Source organism: Sphingomonas xinjiangensis, from assembly GCF_014199255.1.
GTDB lineage: Bacteria > Pseudomonadota > Alphaproteobacteria > Sphingomonadales > Sphingomonadaceae > Sphingomonas > Sphingomonas xinjiangensis.
This window is the reverse complement of the sequence record NZ_JACIJF010000003.1, coordinates 290,532-310,438: the sequence shown is the minus strand read 5'-3', so window position 1 is coordinate 310,438 and position 19,907 is coordinate 290,532. Positions and strand designations below refer to the sequence as shown.

The window sequence follows — 19,907 nt, the reverse complement described above, 5'->3', positions numbered from 1 at the left end:
CTCTGGGCCTTCGCCTCTGCGCGAACTCCTGCTTCTTTCTTCGTGGACGATTAAAAGGCGGCGGCGTCCAGCGCATAGAGAATGTCGGCCTTCGCGGTGGCCGCGGCTTTGAGACCCAGCGCTTCGGGGACGATCTGTTCGACGTAGAAGCGCGCCGAGACCTGCTTCATTTTGAGGAAAGCGGGGTCGCCTTCGCTGCTCGCGGCGATGCGGCCGCTTTGCTCCATCAGCCAGCCGCAGACCGCGACGGAGAGCATGGTCAGGAACGGGTAGCTCGCGGCCAAACGGTCGTCCATGTCGGCGGCGAGCAGGCGGCCGGTGATGTCGGCGCAGGCGTCGATCAGGGCGTGCAGGCCAGCGTCTTGAGCCTCGCCGCGCATCCGGTCGAGCAGGCTAAGCACCGTGGCGCCGCCGTCCATGTTGAGCTTGCGGCCGACCAGATCGGCGGCCTGGACGCCGTTGGTGCCTTCATAGATCGGCGTGATGCGGGCGTCGCGGAAATGCTGCGCGGCGCCGGTCTCCTCGATATAGCCCATGCCGCCATGGACCTGGAGCCCCAGGCTGGCGACTTCGTTGCCGAGGTCGGTGGCGTGCGCCTTGGCAAGCGGGGTGAGCAGCTCGACCAGCGCCTTTGCCTGTGCGTCGCCGGCATGGCCGCGATCGAGCTGGCCGAAGGCGTAATAGACGAGCGCGCGCGCGGCCTGGGTCTGCGCCTTCATGCGCAGCAGCATGCGGCGCACATCGGGATGCTCGATGATCGCCGCGGCAGCACCGGCACGGGCGCCCTGGATGCGGTCGCGGGCATAGGTGGCGGCGCGCTGGGTCGCGCGCTCCGCCACCTGCACGCCCTGGAGGCCGACATTGAGCCGGGCGTTGTTCATCATCGTGAACATCGCGCGGATGCCGCCAAATTCCGGGCCGATCAGTTCGCCGATGCAGTCGTCATGATCGCCGAAGCTCAGCACGCAGGTGGGCGAGGCGTGGAGGCCCATCTTGTGCTCGATGGAAACGACGCGCACGTCGTTTGGGGTGCCCGGCGTGCCGTCGGTGTTGAGGCGAAATTTGGGGACGAGGAATAGCGAAAGCCCCTTGGTCCCGGCGGGCGCGCCGGGGGTGCGGGCAAGGACCAGATGGACGATGTTCTCCGCCATGTCGTGGTCGCCGAACGAGATGAAGATCTTGACGCCCTTGATGCGATAGGTGCCGTCGCCAACCGGATCGGCCTTGGTCTTGAGCGCGCCGACATCGGTGCCGGCCTGCGGCTCGGTGAGATTCATCGTGCCGGTCCACTCGCCGGTCGAGAGTTTGGGCAGATAGAGCGCCTGCTGCTCGGGCGAGCCGTGATGGACCAGCGCCTCGATCGCGCCGACGGTGAGGGTGGGGGCGAGCCCGAAGCCCATATTGGCGGTGCCCAGCGTCTCGAGCACGGCCGCGGCAAGGCTGACCGGCAGGCCTTGGCCGCCATGGTCGGCGGGCGAGCCGATCGTGCCCCAGCCGTTCGCGACATAGGCCTGGTACGCCGCGGGATAGCCTTCAGGCATCTTCACCCCGTCTTCGCTCCACTTGGCACCGACGGTGTCGCCGATGCGCTCGAGCGGCGCCCATTCTCCCGCCGCGAATTCGCCCGCGCCATCGAGCACGGCGTCGAGCAGGTCGGTGGATTCGGGGCTGATCTCGGCCAGGCGGACGAGGTGATCGAGCACGAAGCGCTGCTCGGCGGGGATGGGGGTGAACATTGCTGTCCTCTCTTTTTCTTGTACGGCTTTGCGGGGCGCTATAGCGCGCTCTGCGTGAGCCCGACAAATCCGCGCATCTTACCCTACGGCGAGGCCGCGATCGCCGAGGCCGCGCAGGTGATTCGCGCCGGTGGCTGCGCCGCGGTACCGACGGAAACCGTGTACGGGCTCGCCGCTGATGCCACCGATTCGCGTGCCGTAGCGGGCATTTACGAAGCCAAGGGGCGGCCGAGCTTCAACCCGCTGATCGTGCATGTGCCTGACCTGGAGGCCGCCGAGCTGATCGCGGTGTTCGATGACGATGCCCGCGTGCTGGCACGGCGGTTCTGGCCTGGGCCGCTGACGTTGGTGCTGCCGCTGCGGGCGGAGGCGGGGATCTCGCCGCTGGTCACGGCCGGGCTGGACACGATCGCGCTGCGGGTGCCCGACCATCGCGCGATGCAGGCGCTGCTCGACGCAAGCGGGCTGCCGCTGGCCGCGCCTTCGGCCAATGCCAGCGGGGGCATTTCGCCGACCCGCGCCGAGCATGTCGCGACGAGCCTGGCGGGACGGATACCGCTGGTGATCGATGACGGGGCGACGCCGGCGGGGCTGGAATCGACAATCGTGCAGGGACGGAGCGTGTTGCGGCCTGGGCCGCTGAGCCTGCGCGACCTGTTCCCCGATGGGCGGGCGCAGATCGGGGGCAACGGGACCATCGTCGCGCCCGGACAATTGGAGAGCCATTATGCGCCGGGCAAGCCGCTGCGGTTGAACGCGCACGAGCGCGAGGCCGGCGAGTGGCTGATCGGGTTCGGTGCGGTGTTGGGCGACGACACGCTGTCGCTGCGCGGCGACCTGACCGAGGCGGCGGCTAACCTGTTCGCGGCGCTGCACCGGGCGGATGCGCGCGCAGATGGCGGGATCGCCGTGGCGCCAGTGCCGGAGCTTGGGATCGGCGTAGCGATCAACGATCGGTTGCGGCGGGCGGCGGCGCCGCGGTGATCCGCTCCCCTCCCTGCAAGGGAAGGGCCGGGGGTGGGTGCGAGCGTCAGCCAGTTCCTATCGGTTGGACAAAAGAAAGGCCGAGGCATCGGGCCTCGACCTTCCCTATACCCGCCTCTTGATCCCCTCCCTTGCAGAGAGTGGAAGATACAAGGTCAGGCGGCAGCGCCTTCCTTGACGCGCGCCGCGAAGCTTTTGCGCAATTTGCGCAGCTTGGGCGGGATCACCGACAGGCAGTAGGGGTTACGCTGACCTTCGCCCTGCCAATATTCCTGATGATAGTCCTCGGCCGGATACCAGTCCGACAGCGGCTCGATCGTGGTGACGATCGGGGCAGGCCAGTCGGCGCTGGCGCGCTCCATCGCGGCCTTCACTTCGGCTTCCTGCTCAGGGGAGTGCGGGAAGACGGCAGAGCGATATTGCGTGCCGACATCGTTGCCCTGGCGGTTGAGCTGGGTCGGGTCGTGCGTGGCGAAGAAGATGTCGAGGATCTCGCCATAGCTGACCTGATCGGTGTCGAAGGTGACCCGGATCGCTTCGGCATGGCCGGTATTGCCGCCGCACACTTCCTTGTAGGTCGGGTTCGCCTTGCTGCCGCCGATATAGCCGCTTTCCACGGTCTCGACGCCGATGACGTCCTTGAACACCGCTTCGGTGCACCAGAAGCAGCCGCCGGCCAGCGTTGCAATTTCCTTCGCCATTCTGATCTCCTTTGTTTGGAATGTAGGTGCCGTGCGGCTATGCCGCAACGCGACATGAAGGAGACGGTGATGCGCGACGGTACGGTGCTGGTGACGGGCGGGGCGGGCTATATCGGCAGCCATGCGGTGCTGGCGTTGCTCGACGCCGGCTGGAAGGTCGTGGTGGTCGACAATCTGGTGACCGGGTTCGACTGGGCCGTCGACAAGCGCGCCAAGCTGGTCGTGGCCAGCATCGAGGATGAGGCCGTCGTGCGCCAGACGATGCGCGACGAAGGCGTGATCGCCGTGATGCACTTCGCCGGATCGGTAGTGGTGCCGGAATCGGTAAGCGATCCGCTGAAATACTATCGCAACAACACGGTGGCGAGCCGGTCGCTGATCGAGAGCGCGGTGGCCGAGGGGGTGAAGCATTTCATCTTCTCCTCGACCGCGGCGACCTATGGCATTCCCGAGCAGGTGCCGATTTCGGAGGATTCGCCGAAATCGCCGATCAACCCCTATGGCATGTCGAAGCTGATGACCGAGTTCATGCTGCGCGACGTCGCGGCGGCGCACCCGATCAATTACTGCGCGCTGCGCTACTTCAACGTCGCGGGGGCCGATCCGCAGGGGCGTTCCGGACAGTCGACCGCGGGCGCGACGCATCTGATCAAGATCGCTGCCGAAGCGGCGACCGGCAAGCGCGCGGCGGTGAGCGTGTTCGGCACCGACTTCGCCACCGACGACGGCACCGGCGTGCGCGATTATATCCACGTCACCGATCTGGCCGCGGCGCATGTCGACGCGCTCGACCTGCTGATCGCGCGGCCGCAGGAAAGCCACACGATGAACTGCGGCTATGGCCGGGGTTTCTCGGTTATGCAGGTGCTCGACGCCGTGGATCGCGTGACCAACCGGACGATCGAACGGCGGATGGAAGGCCGGCGCGCGGGCGATCCCGATGCGCTGGTGGCCGACAATTCCAAGATCCTGGCGACGCTGCCCTGGCGGCCCAAGCATGACGATCTGGAAGGGATCGTGAAGGATGCGCTGGCCTGGGAACGGGCGCTCGCCGAGCGGGGCTGACGTCTAACCTTCCCCGCTGCGCGGGGGAGGACCGGACTTGCGGAACAGAGTCAGTTCAAGGCGCCACCAGAGCATCGCCCAGGCGCTGCCGAACGCCCAGCCTGCCGCGACATCGCTTGGCCAGTGGACGCCCAAGTACAGCCGGCTGATCCCGATCGCCGCAACCAGCGCGAGTGCGACGGTGAGGAGATAGGCGCGCGTCCGCCAGCCGCTGACCACCGGGAAGAGCAGCGTGGCCAGCGTCAGATAGACGATCGCGCTGTTGGCGGCGTGACCGCTGGGAAAGCTGTTCGAGGTCTCGACCATCAGCCGATCGATCAGGTCGGGCCGGGCGCGGCTGACCAGCGCCTTGATCAGCGTGATCACCCAGGCGCCAAGCGTCGTGGCGCCGACCACCAGCGCGGCGCTGCGGAAGCGGCGCTGGAGCAGCAGGAAAACCGCCGTCAGAGTCACCACCAGCGTGAGCACGATGGTGCTGCCAAGCGCGGTGATGTCGCGCACCGCCGAGGGGAGCCAGGCCGGGCCGATCGGCTGAGCCGGGTTTCCCGGTACGCGCATCGCCAGCATGATCGTCCGGTCGAGCGACCCTGGACCCTGCGCCAAGTGACGGCCCAGCCAGAGCAAGGCGAGCAGCAAGAGCGCAAAGCCCGCGGCAGCGACGATCGGCCAGGGGACACGGCGTGAGGCTGCCGCTTCGGGGCGGAGGGTTCCGGATGGTGGCGCGGGCGGAGTCATCGTTGCGCCAACGGACCGAAGGCGCTGGAGTTGCGTCCCCGCCCTCTCCCACATGGGGGAGAGGGTAGTCGAACCAACCCCGCCCCGCGGGGTGGGCAGTATGCCCTAGATCTGCACCCGCAGCGTCGCGCGGAGGTCGCGTCCGGCTAGCGGCGCATAGTCCTTGAGGACGCTGGTGTGGCGGCGGGCTTCAACGTCGAACAGGTTGTTCGCCGACAGGAGCAGGCTGGTGTTCGAGGCGGCACCCCAAGGCTTCCACGCGACCGAGGCATTGACCAGCGTGAAGCCGTTGGTCTCCGTTTCGAACGCGGCGACGCGGTCCTGCTTGAAGTTGCGCTCGACTTCGATGCGCGCGTTGAACAGGTCCGATTGCGCTTCCAGTCCGCCCATCACGCGCAGCGGCGGAATGCGCGGCACCGGGCCGCTATCGACCACCTCGGCATGGACATAATCGGCAAGCGCGTCGGCGTTGACGCGGAAGCCACCGATCTGGCCGAGCCGCACCGATCCTTCCGCTTCAAAGCCGTAATAGCGTGCGTCCGCCTGGACGTACTGGAACACCGGCAAGTCGTCTTCGGTCTCGCCGGTCGGCGTGTCGAAGATATAGTCGGAGAACCAGTTATAATATGCCGCGGTGGAGAAGCTCCAGCCATCGCCTGAGCCCTTCAGCGTGGCTTCGAGGCCCCAGGCCTTTTCGGTGGTGAAATCGGGATTGCCGATCTCGAACGCCTGGGTGCCGGCGTGGGGCCCATTGGCGAACAGTTCCTCCGGCGTGGGCGCGCGTTCGCTGCGCGAGCCGTTAAGCCCCAATCGGATGCCCGGCGCGAGCGCATAGCTGGCGCCCAGCGAGCCCGAGAGCGTGTCGAAGCTGCGGCGGTACGCCGGATTGCCGATATCGGCATCCGCCTGCGCGGTGAGCTGGTTGTGCTCGTAGCGGAGCGCCCCTTCGGCCTTGAGCGCGCCGAAGTCGAGCGACTGGAGCGTGAACGCGCCGAACTGCTGGGCTTCGTTCCGGGGCAGGAACTTCTCCTCGCCCACCACGTGCAAGTTGCGGATCGAGAACTGCCCGCCGATCAGGCCGTCCCACCTATCGGTGGCGCGCTGCACGAGTTCGAGGCGGCCTTCCAGACCCTGGTTGTAGAAGGTGGTGCCGACTTCGCCGGTGTCCTCGATTTCCTGGTGCTGATAGTCGGCGATAGCGGCGCGCAGGCGAATCTGGCGGAGAAAGCCATCGCCGGTATCGACTTCGCCGCGCAGGTCGAAGCGGTCCTGCTTGACGTGGAGGCGCACATTCTCCGCCTCCACTGCGGGATCGAGCGAATAGCGCACGGGAACGCCGTACAGGCTGTCGAAATGGCTGACCGAGAAGCCGAGATTGCCGCGGTCGTCGACGATCGCCGCGCCACCGGCGACTTCCCACGTTTCAGCGGCGGTGTTGGGGACCGTGCCCTTCAGGTCGGCGAGTTCCTGGATTTCCGGTTCGGCGCTGGCGGCCGCCTGGCGGCGGAGATCGCGGCTTAGCACATAGCCGCCGGTATTCTGGTCGTTGGTCTTGGTATAGCTGCCATCGGCGTGGAGGACGATCTTGCCCGCGGCGGGCAGGTCGATCGCGGCCGAGACCGAACGCTCATCGGCTGCGCTGCCATAGCTGGCGATGCCGTCGGCGTGCACCGCTTCCTCGGGCATGTGGCGCGGAATGCGGCTGTCGATGACGTTGACCACGCCGCCGACTGCCGAGGGGCCGAAGATCAGCGCGGTGGGGCCGCGCAACACTTCGATGCGGTCGGCGGTGAGCGGGTTGATGACCGGGGCATGATCGGCCGATGTGTTCGACACGTCGATGCTGCCGATGCCGTCGATCAGCAGCGGCGCACGCGCACCGACAAAGCCGCGCAGCACGGGCCGCGATGCGTTGGGGCCGAACGATGTGGCCGACACGCCGGGCTGGCGTGCAAGGGTTTCGCCGATGGTCGGGCGCAGCTGACGGGTCAGTTCCTGGCCGGAAAGCACCGTGACTCCACCCAGCACATCGGCGGTCGCGCGCGGGCGCGAGCCGGTGACGACGACTTCCTGCGTCGGCTGCTGGTGATCCTGCCCGGCAGGCGCTGCGGCGGCGGGCACAACGGGCGCGTCGGCGTCGGTGCGGGCCGGCACTTCGTTGGCAAAAGCGGGGGAGGCGATCAAAGCGACAGAGGCGAGCAACAGGCGACGCAACATTCAAAGTCCTAACCGGCGAATATTTCTGTCAGCAATAATTGCGATGTTATATGATATCAAGAACTTTTGATGGCTCGAGGCGTCGGGCGTCTCGCGTGCTCGCCTGCAAGCGCGCCGCCATTCTCGCATGATTCTCGGCACCCTTACCCGATGCGCTCGGCATCGGCGCATGCGTGCAACGCGCACGGCTGGCGTGAAGCAAGGGCCAGGCGTGTGGATGGAAGGGTATGGCGCACTCGCGTTGGACGTTGACGGCGCCAGGGCTGCGGGGGATAGGATCGGCCATGCCCTGGCAAGTATCCGTGCATCATCAGGGGAATGAGCGTCATCCGGTGGTGGTGATCGACGAGTTCGCTGATGCTGAGCGTTTCCGTGAGGATGCCAGTTTCCTCTCCTTCTCTGCCGTTGGGCCACATTACCCCGGTGTGCGCGCGCCCGTTGCGCATCGCATGCTTGCGCCGCTGCTCGATCAGCTGGAGCCGATCGTGCGCGACGTGTTCGGCCCGGGACAGTTGCAGATCGTCGATGCCTTCTACTCGCTTGTGACGACGCCACCCGAAAGGCTCGCGGCGATCCAGCGCCTGCCGCATTTCGATGAGGTGTCGCTCAGCCGCCTCGCGCTGCTCCACTTTCTATCGCCTGACGAAACATCGGGAACCGGCTTTTACCGCCACAGGGCGACGGGAATGGAGGCGGTCGAGTCCAATCGGCTTGCAGCTTATCGCGAGGCGCTCGACGCGGATTTGCGGCGGCATGGATTGCCAGGGCCCGGATATATTGCGGGCGACACGCCGATCTTCGAACAAGTGGCCCTGCACCAGGGCCGGTTCAATCGCGCGCTGCTGTATCGCTCCAGCACCCTGCACTGCGCCCACATTCCCGACGGAATTCCACTTGCCGCCGACCCGTTGCGGGGCCGCCTGACCGTCAACACCTTCCTCGATCTGCGCCCCTAGCCACAGCTGTTGCGCAGAGAGCACGCCGCTGCGCCACCTGCGTGAATACGTATGTGGCCAACTTGGCACGGCTTCGCTCCCGGGTCCAAGAACGCCCCAAGCAGTCAGCTGATCATCCGCGATGGAAGCGGGTGGGGGCATGACGCAGACAGGGGAGGATCATCGATGTCCCACGACAACCATTTCTCGCGCCGCGCCCGCGTCGCGCTGCGCTCCAGCTCCGTTGCGATCGGCAGCGTGCTCCTGGTGACCGGCGGCGCAGCATTCGCGCAGGAAACGCCGAACCCTAATTCGCCGACCGCCAATCCTCCAGCCGCGGCCACCGTCCAGGCGCCGCCGCCTTCGGCCGATCCGACGCCCAACCAGGAAGCGGCGCAGGAGCAGACTAGTGAGAACGCAGTTGATCAGGGTGATGAAGTCGTCGTCACTGGCATCCGAGCCTCGCTCGCCAACTCGGCCCGGATCAAGCGCGATGCCACGCTGATCGTCGACTCCGTCAGTGCCGAGGATGTCGGCAAGCTGCCCGACGTTTCGATCGCGGATTCGCTCGCGCGCCTGCCCGGCGTCACTGCCCAGCGCCTCGAAGGGCGCGACCAGCGCCTGTCGATCCGCGGCCTGGGGCCCGACTTTTCGACCACGCTGCTCAACGGGCGCGAACAGGTCACCGTCGGCGACAATCGCGGCGTGGAATATGATCAATATCCCTCCGAATTCTTCCGCAACGTCAATGTCTACAAGTCCGCCGACGCCTCGCTGATCGCCGCCGGCATTTCGGGCACGGTCGACTTGCGCATGCTGCGCCCGCTCGATCAGAAGGACCGCGTCTTCGCGATCAACGCGCGCGGCCAGATGAACGGCATCAAGAACCTCAACCCGGATTCGTCGCGCTACGGCTATCGCGCTTCGGCGACGTATATCGATAAGTTCGCGGGCGACACGCTCGGCATCGCCATCGGCGTCTCGGCGACTTCCACCCCGTCGCAGGACGAGCGCTACAATGCCTGGGGCTATTCGGGCGCCGGCACTGCCGCCTCGCCCTATGTCCTTGGCGGCGCCAAGCCCTATGTCCAGTCCAACGAGCTAAAGCGCTATGGTGCGGTCGGCACGGTGGAATGGGAGCCTTCGGACTCGTTCCACTCGACCTTTGACGCGCTCTATTCGAACTTCGAAGAGACGCAGCGCCTGCGCGGCATCGAATTCCCGCTCGGCTTCTCCGATCCGCTGCAAAGCAACCTGACCGTCGAGGACAATTTCGCCACCGCGACCACCTTCACCAACGTCTTTGCCGTCCAGCGCAACGATTATAACCAGCGCAAGGCGGAGAACCTGTCGCTCGGCTGGAACAACGACTTCCGTATCGCCGACAATGTCCATTTCAACGTCGATGCCAGCTGGTCACGCGCCGACCGCACCGACTTCCTGCTCGAAACCAACACCGGCAGCGGTTTCGCGCGCGGCGGGCTTCCCGACACGGTGCGCGTCACCCAGAACGGCAACGGCACCTACAAGATCGTACCGACACTCGACTATACCGACACCAGCATCTTTCGCCTGACCGACCCGCAGGGCTGGGGCAATAACGGTACCCAGCAGGTCGTGCAGTCGGGCTTCCTCAACCGTCCGAGCTTCAAGGACGATCTGAAGTCGCTGCGCGCCAGCCTGAATGGCGAGTTCGAGAACAGCGCGATCAAGAGCTGGGAGGTCGGCGCCAATTACAGCCGGCGTGAGAAGACCAGCGAATACACTTCTTACTTCCTGTGCCCGCGCGGCCCGGGCACCGGCTGCACCGTCGCCAGCGGCACGCCGACCACCCTGGCGGTGCCGTCCGAAGCGATCCTGGGTGAGAACATCCCGCTCGACTATCTCGGCATTCCCGCGATGCTGACGCTGGACCCGCTTTACCTCTATGATAATGCGCTCAATTCGGCGTTCGACAATCGCCCCTCGGCGCTGGTCCGCGACAATGTCGTGCTCGAGAATGTCTATACCGGCTATGCCAAGATCGGCATCGATGGCGAAGTCGGCGGCAAGCCGCTCCGCGGCTCGGTCGGCGTCCAGGTGATCCACACCGAACAGCGTTCGACCGGCCAGATCGCCAGTGTCGTGGGCGGCGTCGTGACTATCGCGCCTGCCGACCAGACCGAGAAATACACCAACTTCCTGCCCAGCGCGACGATGTCGGTCGAGTTGATCGACGGCGGCTTCGTCAAGCTCGGCGCCTCGCAGACCATGGTGCGTCCGCGCCTTGATCAGGAGCGCGTAACCCAGGATGTGAGCATCAACTTGGCCAACATCCAGGTCAACAACACCAATGCCGGGCTGAATCCGGTGTTCACCTCGACCGGCGGCAACGTGGCGCTGCGGCCCTACCAATCGACTAATATCGACGTGTCGCTGGAGAAGTATTTCACCGATGGCGGCTATGTCGCCCTGTCGGGCTACTTCAAGCACCTCACCGACTTCGTCGATCCCAACAACAGCTACGCGTACGATTTCAGCAGCCTGTTGGGGGCGCTCACCCCTGCGCAGCAGGCGATTGTCACCGCCAATGGTCTCGCGATCGGCAACGTGTCGGCGCCTGCCAATACCGGCGATGGCGAAGTGCTCGGCGTCGAGGCCACGCTGTCGCTGCCGTTCAAGGCGGTCACTGGCGCGCTCGACGGCTTTGGCGTGTTCGTGAGCGGCAACTACACCGAATCGACGATCAAGTTCGACAGCAACCCGACCGATCCGATCACGCTGCCGGGCCTGTCCAAATGGACCGCGAGCGGCACGCTGTACTTCGAGAAATGGGGCTTCCAGGCGCGCGCGAACTATCGCTACCGCTCGTCCTTCCTTGCCGAAGTCGCCGGCCTGTCCGCCAACCCGACCTACCGCACGGCCCGCGCCGAGGGCATTCTCGATGCGCAGATCGGTTATGAGTTCCAGAGCGGCCCGCTCCAGGGCTTCTCGATCCTCGCCCAGGCCAAGAACCTCACCGATCGTCCGTTCGTCACCTATCAGAATGACGACCGGCGCCAGGTGATCGATTATCAGCGCTATGGCCGCGATTATTATATCGGCCTGACCTACAAGTTCTGATCGGCGCCGGGCCTGCCCTTCGCGGCAGGCCCGGTCCTTCTGGGGAGGCCCATGGACGCGCAACCCTATACGATCGTGATCGCCGGCGGCGGCACCGCGGGCTGGATGACCGCGGCGGCGCTGGGCCAGTTCCTCGAGCGCGGCTTCCGCATCCGCCTGGTCGAGTCCGAGGAGATCGGCACGGTCGGCGTGGGCGAGGCGACCATTCCACAGATCCGTCTCTACTTGCGCGCGCTCGGGCTGGACGAGGATGCGTTCCTTCGCGCGACCGGAGGCACGCTCAAGCTCGGGATCGAGTTTGACGGGTGGCGTGAGTCGGGTCACCGCTACATGCACGCGTTCGGCGACATCGGCCGCGATGTCGGCATGAGCCCCTTCCAGCACCTCTGGCTGCGCGCCAGGGCCGGTGGCTTCGCCAAGCCGCTTGCCGCCTACTCGCTCAATGAAATCGCGGCGCGGGCAGGACGAGTGCATCGCGGCGACCCGATCACTGCGCCGACCATCCCGCCTGTCCCTTACGCCTATCATTTCGACGCGAGCCTGTTCGCCCGCTACTTGCGCCGCTTCGCTGAGAATCGCGGCGTCGATCGGATCGAGGGCCGCATCCTCAAGGCCGAGCAGGACGGCGACACCGGCGACGTCACCGCGCTGCTGCTCGAAGGTGAGCGCCGGGTCGAGGGCGACCTGTTCATCGACTGCACCGGCTTTCGCGGCCTGCTGATCGAGGGCGCACTCGCCACAGGCTATGAAAGCTGGACGCACTGGCTCCCCTGCGACCGTGCGCTGGCCGTGCCCACCGCGACAGCCGGCGCGGCGCTCCCTTATACCCGCGCCATCGCCCGCGCTGCGGGGTGGCAGTGGCGTATCCCACTACAACACCGCGTCGGCAACGGCCTGGTCTATAGCAGCGCCTTTCTCAGTGATGACGAAGCCGAAACGACCCTGCTCGAGAATGTTGATTTTCCGCGTCGACAAGATGTTAGACAGCTGCATTTCACCACCGGCCGCCGCCGCAAATGTTGGAACCGAAACGTCATCGCCATCGGCCTGGCGAGCGGCTTTCTCGAACCCCTCGAATCCACCAGCATCCACTTGATCCAGTCGGCGATCTCGCGGTTGCTCAAACTGCTGCCCGGGCGCCCCATCGCCGAAGCCGAGCGCCGCGAATATAACCGCCAGGCCGATTTCGAGATCAAGCGCATCCGCGACTTCCTGATACTCCACTACCATGCCAACCAGCGGCAGGAGCCCTTCTGGCAGGCCTGCCGCGACATGGCCTTGCCAGACACGCTTCAGGCCAAGCTCGACCTATGGCGTGCGCGCGGCCAGATCGTGCGCGAGCATGAGGAGCTGTTCACCGAAGCGGGCTGGTTTCAGGTACTGGCAGGGCAGGGCGTGGAAGCATCGGGCTGGCACCCGCTAGCCGACCAGATTGAACAGGGCGAACTCGCCGAGTTCCTCGACACGATCGAGCAACTCTACACCCGCGAAGCCAGCCGCTACACGCCCCACGACGCCTTTATCGCCCAGCACTGCGCCGCGCGCGGCTAGCTCGACGCCCGCACGATCAGCCGCGGCGATAGCAGCGCCGTGTCCGCGGGCTCGTTGCCGATCTGGCGAATCAGCGCATCCACCAGCATCTCGCCCGCGCGGCGATAGTCCTGCGCCACCGTGGTGAGCGCCGGCTGGATCATGCTTGCTGAAGGAATGTCGTCGAACCCGACCATCGCCACATCCTGCGGCACGCGCAGCCCGGCCTCGGCCAGCGCGCGCATCGTCCCTAGCGCGATCAGGTCCGACGCCGCAAAGATTGCGTCGAAGGGGACCCCGCGCCCAAGCAGCCGCTGCGCGGCGTCATAGCCCGATTGCTCGATCGACAGCGCGTCGACATGCAGCCCGGGATCGACCGGCAGCCCGGCCTCTCGCAAAACTTCAGCGAGCCCGCGATAGCGATCGCGGAACTCGGGATAATGGTCTGACGCCTCACCGATGAACGCAATGCGCCGCCGCCCGCGTTCGATCAGATGCGCGCCAGCGTCGCGCCCGCCCAGCCGGTTGTCGCACCCGATCGTGGTGCCCAGCTTGGCCGGATCCACCGCTCCCCAGCGCACGAAATGCGTGCCCTGCCGCACCAACTGCGCCAGCCGCGCCTTGTACAACTCGTAATCGCCATAGCCGAGCAGGATGATCCCGTCAGCCTTGCGGCTGTCCTCGTAATCGACATGCCAGTCGGCCGAGAGCTGCTGGAACGACGTCAGCAGATCATAGCCACGCGCCGCGCAGGTGCGCAGGATCGATCCCAGCATCGACAGAAAGAACGGATTGATCAGGTTGCCGTCATCCAGCGGATCTTCGAAGAACAGCAGCGCCAGCGTCATGCTCTGCCCGCGCCGCAGCGAGGACGCGTTCTTGTCGACCTTGTAGTTTAGTTGCTGCGCGATCGCCTCGATCCGCATCCGAGTGGCGCCGCTTACCGTGCGATCGCCCCGCAGCGCCCGGCTCACCGTCGGCTGCGACACGCCCGCCAGTGCCGCGATGTCGAACGACGTCGGTTTGTCGCCCGCAGCGGCCCTGCCGCGGCCTGTACCTCTCCCAGCCATGGCCCAAGCCTACAGGAGCGGCACGCCCCGCGATAGCGGGCCTGAATACGTATGCCCTCCCCTTGGCTTGCGTCCACGCCGCCCGCACAACGGCGCTAGACGCAGTCGGCAACGGATCGGCTGCGCGAGGACGGAAGGGGAAGCATGCTGAGGCTCGCGACAGCGCTGGCGCTGATGATCGGCACTCCCGCGCTTGCCCAGGCGTATAAGGAACGCCTGCCGCAGGACGAAGTAATCTACTTCCTCCTTCCCGACCGTTTCGAGAATGGCGACACTGCGAACGATCGCGGTGGGCTGAAAGGCGGCGCGCTCCGAACCGGCTTTGATCCCACTGCCAAGGGCTTCTATCATGGCGGCGACCTCAAGGGGCTGACACGCCGGCTCGACTATATCCAGGCGCTCGGCGCCACGGCAATCTGGGTCGGCCCGGTGTTCAAGAACAAGGCGGTTCAGGGTGGCCCGGGCCACCAATCCGCCGGCTATCACGGCTATTGGATCACTGACTTCACGCAGGTCGATCCGCATCTCGGCAGCAACGCCGACTTCAAGGCGCTGGTCGACCAGGCCCATGCCAAGGGCATGAAGGTCTATATGGACATCATCGTCAACCACACCGCGGACGTGATTCAGTATCGCGAGTGCGGCGGGGTGGTGGACTGCACCTACCGCAGCCGCGCCGATTATCCCTATCAGCGCCGCGGCGGGGTGAACGGCGCCGCGATCAACCCGGGCTTCGAGGGCGATCAGGTGCAGACCACGGAGAACTTCGCGCGCCTGACTGACCCTAGCTACGCCTACACTCCCTTCGTGCCCCCGGCCGAGCGCAATGTGAAGGTGCCCGCCTGGCTCAACGACCCGCTATTCTATCACAATCGCGGAAACACCACCTTCGTCGACGAAAGCAGCACTACCGGCGACTTCGTCGGCCTCGACGATCTGATGACCGAAAACCCCAGGGTCGTGCAGGGCATGATCGACATCTTCGGCGACTGGATCGATCGCTACGGCGTCGACGGCTTCCGCATCGATACGGCGCGCCACGTCAATCCCGAATTCTGGCAGGCCTTCGTCCCGGCAATGCGCGCCCGCGCGCAGGCCAGGGGTATTCCCAACTTCCACATCTTCGGCGAGGTGGCGTATGAGAGCCTGGACGTCGGCATGCTGGCCAAGCACACGGTTGTTGACAAGCTGCCCGGCGTGCTCGACTTCGCCACCCGCCAAGCGATCCTCCAAGCCGTCACCGCCAAGCAGGAACCGATGGCCTGGGACAAGCTGACGCTCGGCGACAGCCTTTATGCCGGGGGCTATGCCACCGCGATCCAGCTTCCCACGTTTGTCAGCAACCACGACGCCGGCCGCCTTGCTTTCTATGTTCGCAAGGCGTTGCCCCAGGCGAGCGACGACGAAGTGCTCGCCCGGGTGAAGCTGGCACACGCCATGCTGCTGACGCTGCGTGGCGTGCCGACGCTCTATTCGGGCGACGAGCAGGGTTTCGTCGGCGACGGCAACGACCAGGATTCGCGCGAGGACATGTTCGCCAGCAAGGTCGCGGTCTACAACGACAACCGCCTGCTCGGCACGGCCAAGACCACGGCCACCGCCAGCTTTGGCCGCGACCATCCGCTGTTCCGCGAGATTGCCGAGCTGTCGCGCCTGCGCACCCGCACGCCTGCGCTCACCCGCGGCACGCAGACCTTGCGCGCCCGCAGCGATGCGCCGGGCCTACTCGCGCTCTCCCGCTTTGATCCCGACACCGGGGCCGAGGTCCTACTCGCGTTCAACAGTTCAACCCAGCCGATCACGCGTCAGGTTGAGATCGGCACGGGCGCCACGACCGCCGCCACCCTCGTCGGCAAAGGCTGCGCCGCCCGCGTCTCCGCCCCCGGCAGCATCACCGTCACGCTCCCTGCGCTCGGCTATGCCGTCTGCGCGTTGAAGGTTCCTCGATGACTTTTCACACTTCGCCCGACCGCCCCTGGTGGCACGGCGCGACCATCTACCAGATCTACCCGCGCAGTTTCGCGGACTCGAACGGCGACGGCGTCGGCGACCTGCCCGGGATCACCCGCCATCTCGACCATGTCGCCAGCCTTGGCGTCGAGGCGGTGTGGCTGTCGCCCTTCTTCCGCTCGCCGATGGCCGATTTCGGCTATGACGTGTCGGACTATTGCGACGTCGACCCGATCTTCGGCACGCTTGCCGATTTCGACGCGCTGGTCGCCCGCGCACATGCCCTTGGCCTCAAGGTCATCGTCGACCAGGTCTGGGCGCACACCTCCGACCAGCATCCATGGTTCGCCGAAAGCCGGTCCAGCCATGCAAACCCCAAGGCCGACTGGTATGTCTGGCGCAACGCCAAGCCCGATGGTTCGCCGCCTAACAACTGGCAGTCGGTGTTCGGCGGCCCAGCCTGGACCTGGGACGCGCGCCGCGGCCAATATTACATGCACAACTTCCTGAAGGAGCAGCCGCAGGTCAACGGCCACCATCCAGACGTGCAGCAGGCGTTCCTCGATGTTGCCCGCTTCTGGCTGGAGCGCGGCGTCGATGGCTTCCGCATCGACGCGATCAACTTCATGATGTTTGATCCGCAGTTCCGCGATAATCCGCCCGCGCCCGACGATGGCACCCCGCGCACGCGCCCTTTCGATTTCCAGCGCCACACCTTCAACCAGAGCCACGACGCAATTCCCGGCTTTCTGGAGCGCATCCGGGCGCTCTTCGACAGCTATGATGCGCGCTTCACCGTGGCTGAGGTCGGCGGCCCGGACAGCGAACGCGAGATGAAGCTGTTCACTGCCCAAGGCCGCCGCCTGCACAGCGCCTATGGCTTCGACTTCCTCTACGCGCCCGCACTGACTCCAGCCGCCGTGGCGCAGGCCGTGACCAAATGGCCCGAACAGGACGGCGTCGGCTGGCCGAGCTGGGCGTTCGAGAATCACGATGCGCCGCGCGCGATCTCGCGCTGGGCCGCCCCAGACCAGCGCGACGCCTTTGCCCGGATGAAGATGCTGTTGCTCGCCTCGTTGCGCGGCAACCTCTTCCTCTATTATGGCGAGGAGCTGGGTCTGACCCAGGTCGACCTCCCGCTGGAGGCGCTCCAAGACCCTGAGGCGATCGCCAACTGGCCGCTCACCTTGTCGCGCGACGGCGCGCGCACGCCGATGGCGTGGTCATCGCAAGCCTCCAATCTCGGCTTCTCCGACGCCGCTGCGACGTGGCTCCCCACCGGCGACGATCACGCCGCGCTCGCCGTCGATCGGCAAGAGGCAGACCCGTACTCGCTCCTCCATTGGACCCGCCAAACGCTGGCGCTGCGCAAGCGCCATCCCGCGCTGCTCACCGGCGACATCCGCGTTGTGGAAGCAAGCGACACGATGCTCGCGCTCGAACGCACTGCGCCGGGCGAGACGATGCTCTGCGTCTTCAACCTCTCGCCCCATCCGCAACGCTGGGTCCCTGCCGATTTCGAGCATTGGAATCCCGTTGCCACTCACGCCAGCCAGGGCTGGCACTTCGACGCTTATGGCGCTCTACTCGCGAAGAATATCGGAGACGCAGCATGACCAAGGCGCTTCTCGGCGGCGCGCTGGCACTGCTCGCCACTTCGAGTGCTTATGCGCAGATCGCTCCGGTTGTGCAGGCAACGGGCACTTCGCCCGACAAGCCGATCCAGGTGGCGATCACGCTCGATGACGACGGTCGCCCAACCTACGCCGTCACCCGCCGCGGCACGGCGGTCGTCGCCCCCAGCCGTCTGGGCGTGATGTTCACTGACGCGCCCAAGATCGAGCACAAGGTAGGCATCGACAGTCACGAGCCGATCAAGGACACAGGGCTCCGCCGGACCTATCCCAACTGGCTGGCGCGGGAAGGCGGCCGCGGCATGGAATACAACGCCTGGCCGGGCAAGAACCCGCCCGAGCACGAAGCTAACATGTTCTTCACTCAATGGCTCGGCGGGCCAATGGACTTCGCCCCCCGCGTGCTCAGTCTCGAAGGGTCCGAAGGCAGCCCGCTCCAGTCGACCGAGGCCAAGCAGCTTGCGCTCAATGTCGTGATCTACTCGATCGTAATCGAAAGGCGCCAGGTGCGCCGCGGCGATACGCGGACGGTGGCGCTCGCGCCAGGCCGCGGACAGGCGATCCGCTTCGTCGCTGCCGGCGGCAAGGCGCGCCGGCTGTGAGCACCGTCTCGGCCACCCGCCCTCGCCAAAGCTGGGCAGGGCTGTGGAACATCTCGTTCGGCTTCTTCGGGATTCAGATCGGCTTCGCGCTCCAGAACGCGAACATGAGCCGCATCTTCCAGTCGCTCGGGACCAGCCTCGACGATCTTCCTGCGCTGTGGGTGGCCGCGCCGCTGACCGGGCTGCTCGTTCAGCCGGTGATCGGGCATCTGAGCGACCGCACCTGGCTGGGCCGGCTCGGTCGTCGCCGACCCTATTTCCTGCTTGGCTCGATCCTGGCGGCGCTGGCGCTGATCCTGATGCCAGAGAGCCCCGGCTTGCTCATGGCCGCGCTGCTGCTCTGGCTGCTCGACGCGTCGCTCAACATCTCGATGGAGCCGTTCCGCGCATTCGTCGGCGACCAGCTCGACAAGGATCAGCACGCCGCCGGCTATGCGGTGCAGACCGCGTTCATCGGGGCAGGGGCCGTGTTCGGCTCGATCTTCCCTTGGCTGCTCGAGCATTTCGGCGTTTCCAACCAGGCACCCGGGGGCGGCATCCCCGACACGGTGCGCGTCGCCTTCTGGTTCGGCGGCGCGGCCTTGTTCCTTTCCGTGCTCTGGACCGTGCTCACCACCCGCGAATACTCGCCCGCCGAAATGGCGGCGTTCCACGGTGACGATGCTGCGGACGACAGCCACACCACCCGCGTGCTGGCCGCGCGCGGCCACGGCACGAGCCTCTTGTGGATCGCCGCCGGTGCGATGGTCGCCGGGGCGGTGGCGCTGTGGGGCCTGGAGAAGGAAGTCTATCTGCTCGGTGCGCTGCTCGCCGGCTACGGTCTTGCGAGCATCATCGCAGTTTCGCGCGCCAAGGCGGGGCGGCCGATCTCGATGCTCGGCCATATCGTCGGCGATTTCGCCGGCATGCCGGTGCTCATGCGCCGTTTGGCAGTGGCGCAGTTCTTTAGCTGGTCGGCTTTGTTCATCATGTGGATCAACACCACGCCGATCGTCACCAGCGCCTTCTACGGCGCCCCCGATGCGCAGAGCCCCGCTTATCAGCAGGGCGCAAATTGGGTCGACGTGCTGTTTGCCACCTATAACGGCGTCGCCGCGGTCGCTGCATTGACGCTCTTACCCTGGCTTTCGCGTCGTTTTGGCCAGGTTCGCACGCACATTGTCGGCCTTCTGTGTGGCGCGGCGGGGTTTGCGAGCTTCTTTTGGGTGAGTGATCCGCAGCTGCTGCTGGCGAGTGAGGTCGGCATCGGCATTGCCTGGGCGTCGATCCTTGCAATGCCCTATGCGATCCTCGCCTCCAGCCTGCCGCAGCGCAAGCTTGGCATTTACATGGGTCTTTTCAACGTGTTCGTCGTGGTCCCGCAGCTCCTGGTGGCAACAGTGATGGGCTCGATCACCAAGCATTTTTTCCCGACCGAACCCATCTGGACCATGGCCTTCGCCGCCGCCACGCTGCTCCTTGCGGCGCTAGCGATGATGAGGGTTCCCGTGGAAGTTCGGTGATGCAACGTTTCCGCTTGTTTGCTTACGATTACAGCACGTTGGCGGAGCTTGTCCTCTGCACCCGACAGTGCGTTAGGCCCGCTGTTTTAGGCTGGCGGCTTCCGCTTCTAAGCGCGTCTGCCGCGCGCGGGTGGATACAGGCTC

General features: G+C 65.9%; 13 protein-coding genes and 2 pseudogenes. 10 read left to right on the top strand and 5 right to left on the bottom strand.

Annotated features, from left to right (window positions below; genetic code table 11):
• Positions 1–50: 50 nt before the first annotated feature.
• Positions 51–1,736 carry an acyl-CoA dehydrogenase family protein gene (locus tag FHT02_RS07225; RefSeq protein WP_184085985.1) on the bottom strand — a complete coding sequence of 562 codons (1,686 nt, stop codon included), beginning with the start codon at positions 1,734–1,736 and terminating at the stop codon, positions 51–53.
• Between the two features lie 54 nt (positions 1,737–1,790).
• Between FHT02_RS07225 and FHT02_RS07220 the strand changes: the two genes are divergently transcribed.
• The gene (locus FHT02_RS07220) at positions 1,791–2,720 is read left to right on the top strand and encodes an L-threonylcarbamoyladenylate synthase (RefSeq protein ID WP_184085984.1); all 930 of its coding nucleotides are present in this window, start codon (positions 1,791–1,793) and stop codon (positions 2,718–2,720) included.
• 155 nt (positions 2,721–2,875) lie between these two features.
• Here FHT02_RS07220 and msrA read toward each other — a convergent pair whose 3' ends face one another.
• A complete protein-coding gene (gene msrA / locus FHT02_RS07215; RefSeq protein WP_184085983.1) occupies positions 2,876–3,421 on the bottom strand; it encodes a peptide-methionine (S)-S-oxide reductase MsrA in 546 nt (181 codons plus the stop codon).
• A 69-nt stretch (positions 3,422–3,490) separates the two neighbouring features.
• Between msrA and galE the strand changes: the two genes are divergently transcribed.
• Complete coding sequence (gene galE / locus FHT02_RS07210) at positions 3,491–4,486, top strand: UDP-glucose 4-epimerase GalE (RefSeq protein ID WP_184085980.1); 996 nt, start codon at positions 3,491–3,493, stop codon at positions 4,484–4,486.
• 3 nt (positions 4,487–4,489) lie between these two features.
• On the opposite strand, the gene FHT02_RS07205 is transcribed toward galE, so the two are convergent.
• Both FHT02_RS07205 and FHT02_RS07200 read right to left on the bottom strand, forming a co-directional pair.
• On the bottom strand, positions 4,490–5,221 hold the full coding sequence (locus FHT02_RS07205; RefSeq protein ID WP_184085979.1) for a phosphatase PAP2 family protein: 732 nt from the start codon (positions 5,219–5,221) through the stop codon (positions 4,490–4,492).
• Between the two features lie 105 nt (positions 5,222–5,326).
• A complete protein-coding gene (locus tag FHT02_RS07200) occupies positions 5,327–7,438 on the bottom strand; it encodes a TonB-dependent receptor (RefSeq protein ID WP_184085977.1) in 2,112 nt (703 codons plus the stop codon).
• A 284-nt stretch (positions 7,439–7,722) separates the two neighbouring features.
• Between FHT02_RS07200 and FHT02_RS07195 the strand changes: the two genes are divergently transcribed.
• The 3 genes from FHT02_RS07195 to FHT02_RS07185 all read left to right on the top strand — a co-directional run bounded on the left by FHT02_RS07195 (position 7,723) and on the right by FHT02_RS07185 (position 13,026).
• Positions 7,723–8,394, top strand: coding sequence for a DUF6445 family protein (locus tag FHT02_RS07195; protein WP_184085975.1), 672 nt, complete (start codon positions 7,723–7,725; stop codon positions 8,392–8,394).
• Positions 8,395–8,559: 165 nt separating this feature from the next.
• Complete coding sequence (locus FHT02_RS07190; protein ID WP_184085973.1) at positions 8,560–11,475, top strand: TonB-dependent receptor; 2,916 nt, start codon at positions 8,560–8,562, stop codon at positions 11,473–11,475.
• A gap of 51 nt (positions 11,476–11,526) precedes the next feature.
• Positions 11,527–13,026: a tryptophan halogenase family protein gene (locus FHT02_RS07185; RefSeq protein ID WP_184085972.1), complete on the top strand. Its 1,500-nt coding sequence runs from the start codon at positions 11,527–11,529 to the stop codon at positions 13,024–13,026.
• Here the strand turns inward: FHT02_RS07185 and FHT02_RS07180 are convergent.
• Complete coding sequence (locus FHT02_RS07180; RefSeq protein WP_184085970.1) at positions 13,023–14,075, bottom strand: LacI family DNA-binding transcriptional regulator; 1,053 nt, start codon at positions 14,073–14,075, stop codon at positions 13,023–13,025. The two genes, FHT02_RS07185 and FHT02_RS07180, sit on opposite strands and share 4 nt — an antisense overlap.
• A 144-nt stretch (positions 14,076–14,219) precedes the next feature.
• Between FHT02_RS07180 and FHT02_RS07175 the strand changes: the two genes are divergently transcribed.
• The 5 genes and pseudogenes from FHT02_RS07175 (at position 14,220) to FHT02_RS07160 (ending at position 19,763) form a co-directional block, all read left to right on the top strand.
• Positions 14,220–16,025 carry an alpha-amylase family glycosyl hydrolase gene (locus tag FHT02_RS07175; RefSeq protein ID WP_184085968.1) on the top strand — a complete coding sequence of 602 codons (1,806 nt, stop codon included), beginning with the start codon at positions 14,220–14,222 and terminating at the stop codon, positions 16,023–16,025.
• On the top strand, positions 16,022–17,641 hold the full coding sequence (locus FHT02_RS07170; RefSeq protein WP_184085966.1) for an alpha-glucosidase: 1,620 nt from the start codon (positions 16,022–16,024) through the stop codon (positions 17,639–17,641). Before FHT02_RS07175 ends, FHT02_RS07170 begins: the two co-directional genes overlap by 4 nt.
• Positions 17,638–17,856: pseudogene (locus tag FHT02_RS21505) on the top strand (glycoside hydrolase family 97 N-terminal domain-containing protein); the annotation flags it as partial. The gene FHT02_RS07170 and the pseudogene FHT02_RS21505, both read left to right, overlap by 4 nt.
• A gap of 9 nt (positions 17,857–17,865) precedes the next feature.
• Positions 17,866–18,261 (top strand): annotated as a pseudogene (locus FHT02_RS21500) (glycoside hydrolase family 97 catalytic domain-containing protein); the annotation flags it as partial.
• Complete coding sequence (locus FHT02_RS07160; protein ID WP_184085962.1) at positions 18,258–19,763, top strand: MFS transporter; 1,506 nt, start codon at positions 18,258–18,260, stop codon at positions 19,761–19,763. The pseudogene FHT02_RS21500 and the gene FHT02_RS07160, both read left to right, overlap by 4 nt.
• The last annotated feature ends 144 nt before the right edge of the window (positions 19,764–19,907 follow it).